14 protein-coding genes are annotated in these 14,669 nt (G+C 64.0%); 7 read left to right on the forward strand and 7 right to left on the reverse strand.

Translation table 11 applies throughout. The annotated features are described in order from the left end of the window. Positions 1-212 precede the first annotated feature (212 nt). A complete protein-coding gene (locus tag JAO85_RS06360) occupies positions 213-893 on the forward strand; it encodes a Fe2+-dependent dioxygenase (RefSeq protein ID WP_202787720.1) in 681 nt (226 codons plus the stop codon). Between the two features lie 28 nt (positions 894-921). Here JAO85_RS06360 and JAO85_RS06365 read toward each other — a convergent pair whose 3' ends face one another. The 3 genes from JAO85_RS06365 to JAO85_RS06375 form a co-directional block, all read right to left on the reverse strand. Further along, positions 922-1,494, reverse strand: a complete 573-nt coding sequence (locus JAO85_RS06365) for a DUF4124 domain-containing protein (RefSeq protein ID WP_202787721.1) — start codon at positions 1,492-1,494, stop codon at positions 922-924. Positions 1,495-1,701: 207 nt separating this feature from the next. Continuing rightward, positions 1,702-3,897 carry a TonB-dependent receptor domain-containing protein gene (locus tag JAO85_RS06370; RefSeq protein WP_202787722.1) on the reverse strand — a complete coding sequence of 732 codons (2,196 nt, stop codon included), beginning with the start codon at positions 3,895-3,897 and terminating at the stop codon, positions 1,702-1,704. 395 nt (positions 3,898-4,292) lie between these two features. Next, positions 4,293-6,272, reverse strand: coding sequence for a lytic transglycosylase domain-containing protein (locus JAO85_RS06375; RefSeq protein ID WP_202787723.1), 1,980 nt, complete (start codon positions 6,270-6,272; stop codon positions 4,293-4,295). 15 nt (positions 6,273-6,287) lie between these two features. Here JAO85_RS06375 and JAO85_RS06380 point away from each other — a divergent pair, with 15 nt between their 5' ends. Continuing rightward, positions 6,288-6,860 carry a 5-formyltetrahydrofolate cyclo-ligase gene (locus JAO85_RS06380; protein WP_003067985.1) on the forward strand — a complete coding sequence of 191 codons (573 nt, stop codon included), beginning with the start codon at positions 6,288-6,290 and terminating at the stop codon, positions 6,858-6,860. An 18-nt stretch (positions 6,861-6,878) separates the two neighbouring features. After that, positions 6,879-7,139, forward strand: coding sequence for a hypothetical protein (locus JAO85_RS06385; protein ID WP_012839944.1), 261 nt, complete (start codon positions 6,879-6,881; stop codon positions 7,137-7,139). Positions 7,140-7,256: 117 nt separating this feature from the next. Here JAO85_RS06385 and queC read toward each other — a convergent pair whose 3' ends face one another. Then, a complete protein-coding gene (queC, locus tag JAO85_RS06390; RefSeq protein ID WP_003067983.1) occupies positions 7,257-8,018 on the reverse strand; it encodes a 7-cyano-7-deazaguanine synthase QueC in 762 nt (253 codons plus the stop codon). Positions 8,019-8,133: 115 nt separating this feature from the next. On the opposite strand from queC, the gene JAO85_RS06395 reads away from it, so the two are divergent. The 3 genes from JAO85_RS06395 (at position 8,134) to adhP (ending at position 11,408) form a co-directional block, all read left to right on the forward strand. After that, positions 8,134-8,814, forward strand: a complete 681-nt coding sequence (locus tag JAO85_RS06395) for a glutathione S-transferase family protein (protein ID WP_003050937.1) — start codon at positions 8,134-8,136, stop codon at positions 8,812-8,814. A gap of 59 nt (positions 8,815-8,873) precedes the next feature. Continuing rightward, on the forward strand, positions 8,874-10,136 hold the full coding sequence (locus JAO85_RS06400) for a multifunctional CCA addition/repair protein (protein WP_202787724.1): 1,263 nt from the start codon (positions 8,874-8,876) through the stop codon (positions 10,134-10,136). Positions 10,137-10,373: 237 nt separating this feature from the next. Next, on the forward strand, positions 10,374-11,408 hold the full coding sequence (gene adhP / locus JAO85_RS06405) for an alcohol dehydrogenase AdhP (protein WP_034354660.1): 1,035 nt from the start codon (positions 10,374-10,376) through the stop codon (positions 11,406-11,408). Between the two features lie 68 nt (positions 11,409-11,476). Here adhP and trxC read toward each other — a convergent pair whose 3' ends face one another. Both trxC and JAO85_RS06415 read right to left on the reverse strand, forming a co-directional pair. After that, a complete protein-coding gene (gene trxC, locus JAO85_RS06410; protein ID WP_202787725.1) occupies positions 11,477-11,911 on the reverse strand; it encodes a thioredoxin TrxC in 435 nt (144 codons plus the stop codon). A 209-nt stretch (positions 11,912-12,120) separates the two neighbouring features. Continuing rightward, positions 12,121-12,321, reverse strand: coding sequence for a DUF2905 domain-containing protein (locus JAO85_RS06415; protein WP_012839950.1), 201 nt, complete (start codon positions 12,319-12,321; stop codon positions 12,121-12,123). A gap of 208 nt (positions 12,322-12,529) precedes the next feature. Between JAO85_RS06415 and JAO85_RS06420 the strand changes: the two genes are divergently transcribed. Further along, a complete protein-coding gene (locus JAO85_RS06420) occupies positions 12,530-13,516 on the forward strand; it encodes a tripartite tricarboxylate transporter substrate binding protein (RefSeq protein ID WP_202787726.1) in 987 nt (328 codons plus the stop codon). Between the two features lie 20 nt (positions 13,517-13,536). On the opposite strand, the gene JAO85_RS06425 is transcribed toward JAO85_RS06420, so the two are convergent. Next, a complete protein-coding gene (locus tag JAO85_RS06425) occupies positions 13,537-14,664 on the reverse strand; it encodes a class I SAM-dependent methyltransferase (RefSeq protein WP_187427529.1) in 1,128 nt (375 codons plus the stop codon). Between the last annotated feature and the right edge of the window lie 5 nt (positions 14,665-14,669).

The raw sequence follows: 14,669 nt of genomic DNA on the forward strand, positions 1-14,669 counted from the left end.
GGAAGTTCTCCCCCTGAGGCGCTCCGCGCCTTCCCCCTCTCTGGCGCCGAGCGCCGGAGGGGGACGACAGCCTCGCTGGGGCAGCCCTTGCTGCGCGGCGGCGCTTGCTCGCTGTCTCTTACCTGGGTCGCGCCGTCTTCAGCGACAGCGATCCACTTTCCGACCTGCAGCCTCGCCCAAGCGGGGCTTCTCCATTTCAAAGAAATTTCACCATGATGCTGCATATCCCCCAGGTCCTGAGCCGCGAGCAGGTCGCCAGCATGCGTGCCGCCATAGCTGCCGCCGACTGGGTCGACGGCCGCGCCACCGTGGGCAGCCAGGGCGCCCAGGTCAAGCGCAACCGGCAACTGCCCGAGCATTCGCCCGTGGCCCAGGAGCAGGGCCGCATCATCTTGCAGGCGCTGGCTGCCAGCCCGCTGTTCTTCAGCGCCGCCCTGCCCGCGCGCACCATGCCACCGCTGTTCAACCGCTACAGCGACAGCGAAACCTACGGCCTGCATGTGGACGGCGCGGCTCGCCGCGTCGCGGGCTCCGAGCAGTGGCTGCGCACCGATGTGTCCTGCACGCTGTTTCTCTGCGAGCCCAAGGACTACGAGGGCGGCGAGCTGGTCGTGGTTGACACCTACGGCACGCACGAGGTCAAGCTGCCTGCGGGCGATCTCATCCTCTACCCCTCCACCAGCCTGCACCGGGTCGAGCCAGTGACACGCGGCGAGCGGGTCTGCTCCTTCTTCTGGGCCCAGAGCATGGTGCGTGACGATGCACGCCGCGCCATGCTGTTCGAGATGGATCAGGCCATCACGGGCCTGCGCGAAAAATTCGGTGAAACCGAGGAAACCGTCAGCCTGACCGGCCACTATCACAACCTGCTGCGCATGTGGGCCGAGACCTGAGAACGTGTTCTGAAAGCGGCCGAGCTGCTCAAGGTCTGTGCTTTTCGGCGCAGCCGACCAGGTGGTTGTGCATGCTGGTCATGCACTGGTACATATCGCGCGAGCGGCCCGTGGCGGCCTTGCAGTCGCTGACCGTGGCCTGCGAGCGCAGCTTCACGAAGTTGCCCGCCGAGCTGTCGTACTGGGCCTGGGTGATATAGCCGCCCCTGAGGTTTTTCTGGCCGTTTTCCAGCATGGTCTCGATCTGGCTGCGGATGTTGTCCACCGCCAGCGCGCAGTTCAGCGCCACCTCCTTGCCGTCGACCTTTCTCAGGCCCTGGGCCAGGCCGTCGGCCATTTCCTGAGCGCCCTTGGGCAGCTTCCTGGTGCCGTCGGGATTGCGTGTCTCCGGTCCTTCGCCAAAGCGCCCCGCGCCCGCACCGGAGCTGCCGTTGGGCGAGACCTTGACCTGCGATGCATCCGCCTGCTGCGGCGGCAGCTGCGAGCCGTAATGCGTCTGCCCTTGCGCATCCACCCATTTGTAGACGGGCTGTGCCACCAGGGCACAGGCCCAGACCAGTCCCAGCGTGGCGATGAGCACGCGGCCTTTTGCTGCTGACATTGCGACTTCTCCTCACTCAGTGCTGGCCTGCCATGCGCAGAACCGGTATTTGTAAAGAAGTGTAAACAATAATCAGCAATATGAAAACAGGAGCTGCCTGCGCTTTTTCGTCCATGGTTTCAGACATAAAACAGTTTGAAACCTATGATTGAACTGCGCTGACAGCTCCTGATTCAGAAGCTCATGCCGCTTGTAAAGCGCTCAGCCTCAGAACTTCATGTTCGCCGTGATCCAGAAGGTACGACCGGCCTGCGTCACGCCGGACACACTCTGGCCGCCCTGGAAATAGCTGTTCACCCAGGTCGGCGTGCCGTTGACGCTCACCTGCTGATACTTGCGGAAGTCCTTGTCGAACAGATTGAAGATGCTGGCGTTGATGCTCAGGCTCTTGTTGACCTGATAGCTGCCGCCCAGATGGAACAGCGCATAGCCCTTGATATCGCCCACGGCGTCATACACGTCCCTGTTGGCCTTGCTCAGATTGTCGTAGGAGCCGCTGAAGCGCGGGCTCTTACCGCGGTACTCGCCGCGCGCCCACAGGCGCCACTGGCTGCTCGGCGTCCAGTCCAGCTGCACATTGGCAATGTGCTTGGCGGTGTTGGCGAGCTGGCCGTTCTTGACGCCGCTCTCGATCACCTCGCTATTGGTCCAGGTGTAGCCGGCCTTGACGGCCCAGTCCTTGGCCAGCTGGGCGCGGCTGCTCAGCTCCAGACCCCAGGTCTTGGCCTTGTCCACATTGATGGAGTAATCGGCCGTGGGGTTGTAGGCGCAGCTGGAGATGGCCGCCGTGGCGCAGGAGCCGCCCGAGGCGATCTTGTCCTTGACATCGTTATGGAAGAAGGTGGCCGCGCTGGTCCAGCCCGCCTTGTTGTCATACAGGGCCGACAGCTCCACATTGGTGCTGGTCTCGGGCTTGAGGTTGGGGTTGCCGATGCTGATGGTCTTGCCCTGGCCGGTCACGCCGCTGACACCGTCGATCAGCTGATTCAGGCGCGGCGCCTTGAAGCCCTGGCTCACGCCGCCCTTGAAGGTCCAGTTCGTCGTTGCATCCCAGACCAGATAGGCACGCGGGCTGAACTGGCCGCCAAAGGCATCATGGTGGTCATAGCGGCCGCCCAGCGTGGCGGTCAGGCCCTGGCGCAGACGCCATTCGTCTTCCACGAACAGCGCCCACATGGTCTGCTTGTGGCTTTGCGACAGCAGCCCGTCCTTGAGCTTGGCATCCCAGAACTGGCCGCCCACGGTCAGCATATGGGCATCGCCCATGGGTGCCACCAGCTTGCTGTCCAGTACCAGATTGGTGGTCTTGAGTTCGCGGTCTGTACCTGCACGCGGATCACCCGATGGAACGGCCGCGCCGGGGATGGTGCGACCTATGGTCTCGGTTTCGGTATGCATCAGGCTGCTTTCCAGCGTGCCGAAGCCCAGGCGGCCGGTATGGCCGATGCTGACCTGATCGCGGTTGAAGCGCAGCGCATCTCGATAGCCGGGGGGAGCGGGATTGCCATTCCTATCTGGAGGTGCAATAGCATCACGATTGCCTAGGCGGCCATCTTCGTTGTTGTACCAGGTGCGGCCCTGGTCCACATCCAGCCAGAGATCGTGATAGCGATTGGGCGTCAGCGTCAGACGGGCACCCAGATTGTGCTGGCGGCTTTGCGCAGGCGCGGGGTTGCGTGCACCGGCGGGCTGGGCCGCACCGGGCGCCAGCACCCAGTCGGCGGCATCGCGGTTGAAGGTGCTGCCGCGCACGGCCAGGCCCAGCAGATCCTGCTTGATGGGGCCGTTGATGTAGAAGCTGCTCTTGTACTGGTTGCCCCATTCGCTGTCTTGCGGAATGCCGGCGCCCACGCTGACTTCGCCGCCCCACTCCTTGCTGACCTTGCGCGTGATGATGTTGATCACGCCGCCCATGGCGTCCGAGCCATAGAGCGTGGACATGGGGCCGCGAATGACCTCGATACGCTCGATGGCCGACATGGGCGGCATGAAGCTGGTCAGTGCGGCGCCGAAGCCGTTGGGCGTGACGTCGCCCGCCACGTTCTGGCGGCGCCCGTCGATCAGGATCAGCGTGTAGTCGCTGGGCATGCCACGGATGCTGATGTCGAGACCGCCGGTCTTGCCGGTGCCGCCCATCACATCGATGCCTTCCACGCCCTGCAGGGCTTCGGCCAGATCGCGGAAGTTCTTGGTCTCAAGTTCCTGGCGCGTCACGACGGAGATGGAGGCCGGGGCATTCTTCAGCTCCTGCTCGAAGCCGGAGGCCGAGACCACCACCTCCTCCATGGTGGACTCCCTGGCTTGTGCAAAAGCATTGCCGGCGCATGCGGCGGCAGCGGCCAGGGCCAGTAAACGGGGTTGCCAGCGAATGTGGCGGGCACGGCTGAGAGCTGCGTTGGACATGATGACTCCTCGACCTGCCTCGGGCAGGTCGTTCACAGATACGGGTAGGAAGCGGCGGCCCGGTGGGCCTTCTGGACAGCTGGCTGGCAGCTAAAGGGAGACAAAGCCGAGGTTGTATGTGACGTTATGGGCTCTGACGGTTGCAATTATGTACTTTTGTAAACGCAAACCAGTCTCATTCGCCATCTGTTTGTAGGTTATTCACCTACAAGTGGCTTTGCATGCTATTTCACGCGCGCCTCGGCGCGGGTCTTGTTTGAGCCCTTGGTTTGAGCCCTTGGTTTGAGCCCTTGGTTTGAGCCCTTGAAGTGTTCAATAAAAAAGCGCTCCACACCTTTCGGGCAGAGCGCTTTTTACTATCATTTAATGAGCAATCAGCTCATCGAAACAGCCGCTTATGGCAAGTCCTTCATGGTTTCGGGATCATTGGCCGGACGCGGGCCTATGGTGCCCAGACGGCTTTTGAGCGACTGAGGCTGGCCGGTGATCAGCGCCGCATAGTTGGTGGTGTTGGAGAGCACCTTCTTCACATAGTCGCGGGTCTCGCTGAAAGGCACGTTTTCGGCCCAGATGGCGGCATCCAGCGTGGGGCCGTTGCGCCAGTTGCGCGGGCGGCCCGGGCCGGCGTTGTAACCCGCGGCAGCCAGCGCCATCGAGCCTTCGAAGTCGTCCAGCGCCAGCTTGAGATAGGAGGTGCCGATGGTGATATTGGTGTCACGGTCGTTGATCATGTCGGGCGTGAAGCCCGTCATGCCGATCTTTCTGGCCGTCCAGCGCGCCGTGGCCGGCATCACCTGCATCAGCCCCGAAGCGCCCACGCCCGAGCGTGCATCCATGATGAAGCGGCTCTCCTGACGGATCAGGCCGTAGACATAGGCCGGGTCCAGCCCGATATTGCGCGACTTGGCCAGCACCGTGTCGTGATAGGGCATGGGAAAGCGCTGCTTCCAGTCGGCAAAGGTCTTGGTGCGCTCGCTGGTGTTGATGCAGCGATCCCAGACCTGGCGCTCGCAGGCCAGATCGGCGGCCGCATACAGTTCGCGATCTTCCATGCCTCCCGGCTGGTGCAGATTGGTGGAATAGTTCCACTCGCGCACGCCTTCGCTGCGCAGCCCCATGCCAATCGCATACAGGCTGCGGCTCAGGCCGGGGTTGCTGCGCGCCGCCGCCTTTTCCTGCGCCGTCAACGGTGCGGGCGCGGGCGGCACGGTAATGCGCTGGCCGATTTCCTCCAGCGCCAGCTGCTCGTAGAAGCTGCTGCTGCCGGCCGTGTCCTCCAGCAACTGGCGGGCTTCGGCCTTTTCCTCGGCATTGGGGCGCCCCGCCAGCATGGCCTTGGCCTTCCAGTAGGCCCAGGTCGGGTCGGTGCGCTCCGGCCCCATGGCGTCGATGGCGCGGCGCACGGCCTTCCAGTCGCCGGCGCGCAAGGCGGCGCGGGCCTTCCAGCCCAGCAGGTCGTCGCTCAGGTCTTCGTTGCGGCGCACCTTGCCGAAGTAGCTATTGGCGTCGGGCGAGAGCTTGAAGGCGGCCTGCTTGCCGGCCACGGCCCAGGCCCAGTTGCGCTCCTCGCCGTTGAGCTGAGCGCCCCAGCCGCCCTCGATCTGGGTGGCGGCCGCATCGGGGTCGCTGGCCGCCATGCGGATCAGGGCCAGCAGGGCCAGTTCCTTGCGCTCGCGGCCGCGCGCCTTGCTCTGGCCTGCCAGGTATTTGGCGGGCGAGGCAAACACCTGTGCCACCTGGTCGGCGGCCTCGGGGGCGACGATGGCCACCGCATCACGGGCCGCCTTCTGGCGATTGTTTTCGGTGGCCACACGGGCACGGCGCCAGACATCGGCGTCGGTGATCAGTTTGTTCGCATACAGCTGGCCGGCGGCCGTGGTGCAGCCGTCATCGGCATCTTTTTGCGCCATCCACAGATCGCGCACCTGCTGGCCCACATTGGGCGCGCCCCGGCCTTGCAAGGCATCGGCGAGCAGGGCGTAGCAGGTGACGGACTTGTCGTCGCGCATGCGGAACCTGGGATAGACCTGGCCGAAGGTGTTCCAGTCGCGCTGCTTGCCCAGCAGCAGCAGCCAGTCGTTGCGCAAGCGGTCTTCCTGATAGGTGCCGGCATAGCGGTTCAGAAAGCCCTGGATTTCATCGGGCGAGGCGGTTTCCAGACGGTTCTTGAGTTCCCAGTAAGCGGCCCAAGGTTCGAGGGGGTGACCGGCAGCCTGAGGCAGGAGCTGGGTCAGCGCCGTCTGATTGCGACTGCGGAATGCTTTTTGCATATCCAGCAACACGGCGTCGCCCGAGTTTTGTGCCTGCGCAAACGGAGCAGCTACAGTCAACAGGGAAGCCGCACAAAGCGGTGTCAAAATCTTCAGCCAGTGCATGGAGGAAATTATCCGATGGACAAAGCAGCGTTACGCCGCAAGTTGATTGAACTGCGCCTCAACCTTCCAGATCGCCTGCAACGCGCCGATGCGCTGCAGCAGGTGATGCGCTTTTGGCTGATGGAGCGGCCCGATACCGTGATTGGTGCCTACTGGCCCATCAAGGGTGAATTCGATCCGCTGCCAGCCCTGCATCGCTGGAAGGAAGATGGCGAGCTACAGGGTACTCCACAAAGGCGCAGGATCGGGCTGCCGGTGATAGACAAACAGCGCAAGACGCTGAGTTTTCACGCCTGGTACCCCGGTTGCCCGATGGAGGAGGACGCCTATGGCATTCCCAAGCCCAAGGATACCGAACTGCTGGTGCCCACGCTGCTGTTTGTCCCCTGCGTAGGCTATGCGGCCGGCGGCTACCGTCTCGGCTATGGCGGCGGTTTCTATGACCGCACGCTGGCCGAGCTGAGCCCGCGCCCCTTCACCGTGGGTCTGGGCTATACCAATGGCTATGTCGATGACTTCCAGCCCGAGGCCCATGACCAGCCGCTGGACGCCATCCTCAACGACAACGGCGTAGTCTGGCCCGTCTAACCTTTGAATCGCTTTGCCATGAGTCGTCCCCGCAAGAACATTCCCCAGCGCCGCTACCGCCAGCGCCCGCCACTGACCGTGATGCAGCTGCCGCTCACGCACCCCGAGGTGCTGCGGCTGCAAGCACATATGCGCCGCCATGGCGCGCTCGGCCTGACGCCGCGCCAGCACGATGCCATCTGGGACTTTCTGTTCGAGCGCCCCGAGAGCCAGGCCTGGCTCAGCCAGATGACGGCGCAGATTCAGGCCGGGCAGATCGCCACGCGGCCCAGCGCCTGAGTCGGATCCATAGCGCAGATGCTCCTCATTAAGTAGCATCTACCGCATTTATCAAAAGGACTTCAAAGCAAAAATGCCTTGAAGTCCTTTTTCATCAATCGCAAGAAGCTATCAATTTCAAGCCGACTGGCTGGCACGCCAGTTGTGCCAGCCCGATGCACGCAGCTCGCAGGCCGGGCAGCTGCCACAGCCATAGCCCCACTCGTGCAGCGCATCGCGCGTGCCCTGATAGCAGGTATGGGTCTCGGTGCGGATCAGCTCCACCAGTTCGCTGCCGCCCAGGTCCTGGGCCAGTTGCCAGGTCTGGGCCTTGTCCAGCCACATCAGCGGCGTATCGATGCGCAGCCGGCGCTCCAGGCCCAGGTTCAGCGCCAGTTGCTGGGCCTTCATGGTGTCGTCGCGGCAATCGGGGTAGCCCGAGTAATCGGTCTCGCAGACGCCGGTGACGATCACCGTCAGCCCGCGGCGATAGGCCAGCGCGCCGGCCAGCGTCAGAAACAGCAGATTGCGGCCCGGCACAAAGGTGTTGGGCAGGCCGTCGGCCTGCATGGCAAAAGCCACATCCTCGGTCAGGGACGAGCCGCCGATCTGCTTGAGCACGTCGAGCGACAGCACATGGTCCTCGCCCAGACGCGGCGCCCACAGGGGAAAGCGCTCAGCCAGCTGCTCGCGCACGCCGGCGCGCACCTGCATCTCCACGCTGTGGCGCTGGCCGTAGTCAAAGCCCAGCGTCTCCACGCGCTCGAACATGGCCAGGGCCTGGGCCAGGCAGGTGGTCGAGTCCTGGCCGCCCGAGAACAGCACCAGCGCGCCCTTGTGGTGACCGGCCCCGGCCACCTGAGCGGCCGGGCTTGCAGAAGAAGTCGAAGTATTTGCCATAGTGCTGCAATTACATCATCCGCCGCGCCGCCGAGACATGACTGTGGAATCAAAACACACAGACCGTCAGGCCCAAGCTTGATAAGCTGCTCGACAAACCACACAGGAGTCCGCCATGAAGCTCTATATCGGCAACAAGAATTACTCGTCCTGGTCCATGCGCCCCTGGGTGCTGATGCGCCAAAGCGGCATCAGCTTCGAAGAGCTCACACTGCGCTTTGACAGCTTTGCGCCCGACTCCAGCTTCAAGCTGCAGGCGCTGGCACTCGCACCGACCGGCAAGGTGCCGCTGCTGGTCGACGAGGGACTGATCATCTGGGACAGCCTGGCCATCTGCGAATACCTGGCCGAGCGTTTTCCCGACAAGCATCTGTGGCCGCAAACCGTGGCCCAGCGCGCCCGCGCGCGCAGCCTGGTGGCGCAGATGCACAGCGGCTTCGGCGCGCTGCGCAGCTTCTGCCCCATGAATATCGAAGCCCAGTTGCAGGAAACCGGCGCCCGGCTCTGGGCCGAGCATGCCGATCTGCGCAGCGATGTCCAGCAACTCGAAGAGCTCTGGACCCCGCTGCTGAGCGCTGCCAGCGGCCCCATGCTGTTCGACCAGTTCAGCATTGCCGATGCGTTTTTTGCGCCGGTGTGCATGCGCATCAACAGCTACGGCCTGCCGACCTCGGCCCCCGTGCGCGCCTATGTGCAGCGCGTCACCCAGTTGCCAGCCACCCAGGAATGGATTCAGGCCGCGCTGGCCGAGCAGGACTTTCTGCAGTTTGAAGAGCCCTATCGCCAGCAGCGCTGAGGCCTGGCTCCCGCGATTGCGGTATCTGCAGGCCGGCTCGCAGCCACTACCATTGCAGCATGAGTGAATTCAAGGTTTTCAAGGTAGGCGGTGCGGTGCGCGATGCATTGCTGGGCCTGCCCGTCAACGATACGGACTGGGTGGTGGTTGGCGCCACGCCGGAGCAGATGAGCGCGCGCGGCTTCGTGCCCGTGGGGCGCGACTTTCCGGTGTTTCTGCACCCCCGGACCCATGAGGAATATGCGCTGGCACGCACCGAGCGCAAGAACGGCATGGGCTATCGCGGCTTTGTGGTCCACACCGCCGCCGATGTGACGCTGGAAGAAGACCTGGCGCGGCGCGATCTCACCATCAACTCCATCGCAGCTCCCGCAGACTGGACAGGCAACGGCGACCTCGAAGATCTGGTGGATCCCTACCACGGCCAGCAGGATCTGAAGAATCGCGTGCTGCGCCATGTGACCGATGCCTTCCGCGAAGACCCGGTACGCATTCTGCGTCTGGCCCGCTTTGCGGCGCGCTTCACCGATTTTTCCGTCGCGCCCGAGACCATGGAACTCATGCGCGAGATGGTGGCGGCCGGAGAGGTCGATGCCCTGGTGCCCGAGCGCGTGTGGCAGGAAATCAGCCGCGGCCTGATGGAGGAGCGGCCCTCGCGCATGTTCGAGATCCTGCGCGAATGCGGGGCGCTGGTCCGGCTGCTGCCCGAACTCGACAAGCTCTGGGGCGTGCCCCAGCGCGCCGAATACCACCCCGAGATCGATTGCGGCGTGCATGCCATGATGGTGCTGGACATGTCGGCGCGCTTGCAGGCACCGCTGTCCGTGCGTTTTGCCTGCCTCTGCCATGACTTCGGCAAGGGCACCACGCCGGCCGATGTGCTGCCCCGCCATATCGGCCATGAGCAGCGCAGCGCCCGCCTGCTGCTGCAGGTCTGCGAGCGCTGGCGCGTGCCCAACGACTGCAAGGAGCTGGCCGAGGTCGTGGCGCGCGAGCATGGCAACATCCACCGCAGCCACGAGCTCAATGCCGCCGCCCTGCTGCGGCTGCTCGAGCGCTGCGATGCCATACGCAAGCCCCAGCGCTTCGAGGAAGCCCTGCAGGCCTGCGAATGCGACGCGCGCGGACGTCTGGGCTTTGAAGATGCGGCCTATCCGCAGCGCCAGCGCCTGGGCAATGCCCTGAAAGCGGCTCTGGCCGTGGAAACCGGCCCGGTGGCCCAGGCCGCAGCGCAGCGCGGCCTCAAGGGCAAGGCCATCGGCGACGCGGTGAGCAAGGCGCGCGAGCAGGCGATTGCCGCCTATCTGGAAGACGGCGCCTAGCCGTCCGCGCGCCGAGGTCCAGAAGGCAGGGATGAGCACGGCTTGAGTTAAGTCAAAGAAGGTATGCTGCAGCCATTGCACAGTACGAGACGGCTACGGCGGTTCGCTCCGCCCGGGCCATGCAGCGGGTCACGAAGCCCGCTGCAACACCCATTCCATACCGGTATGGTTCTTTGACGGGCAAGTGTCCGGCCCACAGGCCACGGCCTTGCCCTCTTGCTTCAAGGAGGTGCTCTGATGTCCTTACCCCAGACCATGAAAGCCGCCGTGGTGCGTTCCTTCGGGAAGCCGCTCACGATCGAAGAAATGCCGGTCCCTCGACCGGCAGACGATCAGATCCTGGTCAAGATTGCCGCCTCCGGCGTCTGCCACACCGATCTGCATGCGGCCGAAGGCGACTGGCCCGTCAAGCCTCATCCGCCCTTCATTCCCGGCCATGAGGGCGTGGGCCATGTGGCTGCGGTGGGCAAGAACGTCAAGCATGTCAAGGAAGGGGATCGCGTGGGCGTGCCCTGGCTGCACAGCGCCTGCGGCTTCTGCCGCCACTGCATAGGCGGCTGGGAAACCTTGTGCGAATCTCAGACCAATACCGGCTATTCGGTCAATGGCGGCTTTGCCGATTACGCACTGGCCGACCCCAACTATGTGGGCCATCTGCCGTCCAATGTGAGCTTTATCGACGTCGCTCCCGTGCTCTGCGCCGGGGTCACGGTGTACAAGGGCCTGAAGGTCACCGACGCCAAGCCCGGCGACTGGGTGGTGATTTCCGGCATCGGCGGCCTGGGCCATATGGCCGTGCAATATGCCAAGGCCATGGGCTTCAATGTCGCGGCGGTCGACATCGACGACAGCAAGCTCGCGCTGGCGCGCCAGCTGGGCGCAACCGTCACCGTCAACGCCATGAACACCGACCCGGCGGCCTATCTGCAAAGAGAGATTGAAGGCGCCCACGGCGTGCTGGTCACGGCCGTGTCGCCCAAGGCTTTCGAGCAGGCTCTGGGCATGGTGCGCCGCGGCGGCACGATTTCGCTCAACGGCCTGCCACCCGGCGATTTTCCGCTGCCGATCTTCTCCATGGTGCTCAAGGGCATCACGGTGCGCGGCTCCATCGTCGGCACGCGCCTGGACCTGCAGGAGTCGCTGGACTTTGCCGCTCAGGGCAAGGTCAAGGCCACCGTATCCACCGACAAGCTGGAAAACATCAACGACATCTTTGCCCGCATGCACGAAGGCAAGATCGAAGGCCGCGTGGTGCTGGACATCGCCGCCTGAGCCAGGCTAACCGGCCCCGAACCGGGGCCGGGGCCGGGTGAGCGGGCCGGCTCGCGCGAAGCCGCCGCTCAGATCACCGAGCGCACCCAGCGCACGATCTCCGAGGCCGGCAGTGCCCCGGAGATGCGTGCCAGTTCCTTGCCTTCCTTGAAAACCACCATGGTCGGAATGCTGCGAATGCCCAAGGGTGCTGCGGCCTGTGGATAAGCCTCGGTATCGAGCTTGGCCAGTTGCGCCTGCCCCGCCAGTTGCTGGGCCGCCTGGGCAAAGGCCGGCGCCATCATGCGGCAGGGGCCGCACCAGGGGGCCCAGAAATCCACGACCACGGGCAACTGGCTGCGGCCGGTGTGCCGGGCAAAGCTGTCGTTGTCCAGCGCCACGGGCTCGCCCGTCACCAGCGGCTGGTGGCAGCTGCCGCAATCGGGCTGATTGCCCAGTTGGTCGCTGGCAATGCGATTGGTGGTGTGGCAATGAGGACAGACGTAGTGCAGGGATTCGGACACAGGGGCAACCTTTCTAGGATTTACGCAAACAAGAATGCGACAACGGCCTGCCTCCTGGGACAGTCGCCTTGCCTGAACCCGCTTTGCGTAAGTCGTACTTTCTTTGGCAATGCCTGACGGTGCCAGCAGGCACTGCTCGGGCTCAGGTCCGTATGTGCAGCCAAAGCCTGCAGATTCAAGTCGGCCAGCCTCAGAACGTGTTTACGCTCTCAGAGCTTCACAAAGCGGGCAATCAGCGCCGCCACCACACTGAGCAGCACCGTACTGGCCACGGGCAGAAAAAATTCCTTGCCGAACAGCCGGAAACGGAAGTCGCCGGGCAGACGCCCCAGCCCTATGCGCTGCAGCCAGCCGTGCAGCCCGTTGACGAGCAACAGGGCCAGAAAAATGACGATCAACCAGCGAATCATGAGACCACAAGTATAGGGGCGCACTGTCCTGGCGGCCTGCGCGCCCATGCTGTCAGGCAGCCATTCCGTTTATGCATGACATGCTTCCCAAAGATTGATTGACCTCAATTCCCCCCTCTGCCCATGATGTCCAAGCCCTGCGCCATGCAGGGATCGGGCCCATGCGTCTGCCGTCACGGCCCGCCAACAACAAACAACGAGACATACCGTGCCCCAGACCTTTTCACGCAAACAGTTTCTTCTGACCGCAGCGCTGCTGGGCGCCAGCCTGGCCCTGCCAGCGGCTGCCGACAGCTTCCCCAATCGCCCGCTCAAGCTGGTCGTGCCTTTCTCGCCCGGCGGCAACACCGATGTCGTGGCGCGCCTGGTCGGCCAGGGTCTGGCCGAGGCCCTGGGCCAGCCGGTCGTGGTGGAGAACATCCCCGGCGCCAACGGAGCCATCGGAGCCAGCCGCGTCGCAGCCGCCGCCAATGACGGCTACACCCTGCTGTTCGGCACGGCAGGCACGCAGGCCATCAATCCCAGCCTGTACCGCAATCTCAGCGAGAAAAGCCTGGACGACTTCGAGTACGTTGCTCTGGTGACCTCGATTCCCAATGTGCTGGTGGTCAACGAGTCGAAAACACCGGTCAAATCGGTGGCCGAATTGGTGAGCTACGCGCGCGAGCGCCGCACCGGCATGAGCTACGGCTCGCCGGGCATGGGCTCCACCGTGCATCTCTCGGGCGAGCTGCTCAAGAGCGCCGCCAAACTGGACCTGGTTCACGCGCCTTACAAGGGCAGCGCTCCGGCGCTCACCGATCTGATCGGCGGCCAGATCGATTTCATTTTCGAGAACATCACGCCGGCACTGCCCTTCATCCAGGGCGGCAAGCTCAAGGCGCTGGCCGTGACCTCGACCGAACGCCTGCCGCAGCTGCCTCAGGTCCCGACCATGAAGGAAAGCGGCTTTCCGTCCTTTGTCACCGCCACCTGGAACGGCGTGCTGGCCCCCAAGGGGACACCACGCGCCGTGGTCCAGCGACTTGAAGCCGCCACGCTCAAGGTGGCCAGCAGCCCCGAGTTCAAGGCCAGGGTCGCAGCCCTGGGCGGCGAACCTCGCCTGCTCGGCTCAAGCGCGTTCCGCGACTTCACGCGCACCGAGTACAAGCACTGGGGCAGCATCATCCAGGCCGCCAAGCTCGAAAAGCAGTGAGCTCGGCTGGCACGCAGACGCTATAGCCGATGCGTGCGGTCGCCCTGCACAAAGCCCAGCGGCGTCCAGGGTTCCACACCCTTGGACAGGGCAACGACCTTGAACAGCTCGCCCATCTCGTGCTCCATGACCAGCTTGGAGGCCATGGATCTGGCCTTGATGCCGACCGCATCGAGCTTGGGCGCAAGTCCGCAGTTGATGAGAAAGTGCGCCTGATTGGTATAGCCCAGCACGTCGAAGCCCGCATCCTGGGCCGCCACGGCCGTGCCCGTGAAATTGACGTGAGCCGTGATGTCCTTGAGGCCGACCAGCACCAGAGGGTCGTTGTCCACCTGATGCTGGTAGTGGCAGACCAGGGTTCCCATATGACGCTGCTCGTGGTAGTACTCGCTCTCGCCGAAGCCGTAATCGATGAAAAAAGCGGCACCGCGAACCAGACGCTCGCCCAGGGTGTGGATAAATGCCTCGCCCTGGCGGTGGATTTCGGTCAGAAAGTCATGCGGGCCACCGATATCCACAGGCGGGCGCAGTTCGGTGGGACGGTCTTCCCAGGCAAAAGCCGCCTCATCGCCGCCTGCGCCGAGCACCACGCCGCGCTCATGCCATTGGCCTGCGGTGCGCTGCAGCAGCTGCACCGGCATGGCATCCAGCACCTCGTTGCCGATGATCACGCCTTCCATGGCCTCGGGCAGCGCATCCACCCAGCGCACCAGATGTTCGTACTTGGCCAGCGCCAGCTTCTGGCGCGCGCGCAGCGTTCCCGAGAGATCGACTATGGTGTAGCGCTCTGGCAACGCACCCTGAGCCGCCAGCTCGTCGAGGATCTGCAGCGCCAGCGCGCCCGTGCCGGCGCCGAACTCCCAGATCTCGCGGGTATTCGTTTTTTGTAGCGCTTCCCGTAACTGGGACGCCACCAGCTGGCCAAAAATAGGCGAAATCTCCGGCGCCGTCACAAAGTCGCTGCCCGACTCCGGCATGGCGCCGAACTTGGCCGTCTCATTGGCGTAATAGCCCAGGCCCGGTGCATAGAGCGCCAGCTCCATGAAACGGTCGAAAGGCAGCCAGCCGCCCACGGCGGCAATCTCCTTGGCAATGCGGGATTGCAAGGCGCTCGTTAAACTTGAGGGTTCTGTCGTCACAACCCGCATTTTCC

Origin of the sequence: Comamonas sp. NyZ500 (genome assembly GCF_016772095.1) — a bacterium.
Lineage (GTDB): Bacteria > Pseudomonadota > Gammaproteobacteria > Burkholderiales > Burkholderiaceae_C > Comamonas > Comamonas thiooxydans.

Bases quoted from the DNA above. Each gene is read 5' to 3' on its own strand.
- JAO85_RS06360 (WP_202787720.1), top strand. From the start codon at position 213: ATGATGCTGCATATCCCCCAGGTCCTGAGCCGCGAGCAGGTCGCCAGC.
- JAO85_RS06365 (WP_202787721.1), bottom strand. From the start codon at position 1,494: ATGTCAGCAGCAAAAGGCCGCGTGCTCATCGCCACGCTGGGACTGGTC.
- JAO85_RS06370 (WP_202787722.1), bottom strand. From the start codon at position 3,897: ATGTCCAACGCAGCTCTCAGCCGTGCCCGCCACATTCGCTGGCAACCC.
- JAO85_RS06375 (WP_202787723.1), bottom strand. From the start codon at position 6,272: ATGCACTGGCTGAAGATTTTGACACCGCTTTGTGCGGCTTCCCTGTTG.
- JAO85_RS06380 (WP_003067985.1), top strand. From the start codon at position 6,288: ATGGACAAAGCAGCGTTACGCCGCAAGTTGATTGAACTGCGCCTCAAC.
- JAO85_RS06385 (WP_012839944.1), top strand. From the start codon at position 6,879: ATGAGTCGTCCCCGCAAGAACATTCCCCAGCGCCGCTACCGCCAGCGC.
- queC (WP_003067983.1), bottom strand. From the start codon at position 8,018: ATGGCAAATACTTCGACTTCTTCTGCAAGCCCGGCCGCTCAGGTGGCC.
- JAO85_RS06395 (WP_003050937.1), top strand. From the start codon at position 8,134: ATGAAGCTCTATATCGGCAACAAGAATTACTCGTCCTGGTCCATGCGC.
- JAO85_RS06400 (WP_202787724.1), top strand. From the start codon at position 8,874: ATGAGTGAATTCAAGGTTTTCAAGGTAGGCGGTGCGGTGCGCGATGCA.
- adhP (WP_034354660.1), top strand. From the start codon at position 10,374: ATGTCCTTACCCCAGACCATGAAAGCCGCCGTGGTGCGTTCCTTCGGG.
- JAO85_RS06415 (WP_012839950.1), bottom strand. From the start codon at position 12,321: ATGATTCGCTGGTTGATCGTCATTTTTCTGGCCCTGTTGCTCGTCAAC.
- JAO85_RS06425 (WP_187427529.1), bottom strand. From the start codon at position 14,664: ATGCGGGTTGTGACGACAGAACCCTCAAGTTTAACGAGCGCCTTGCAA.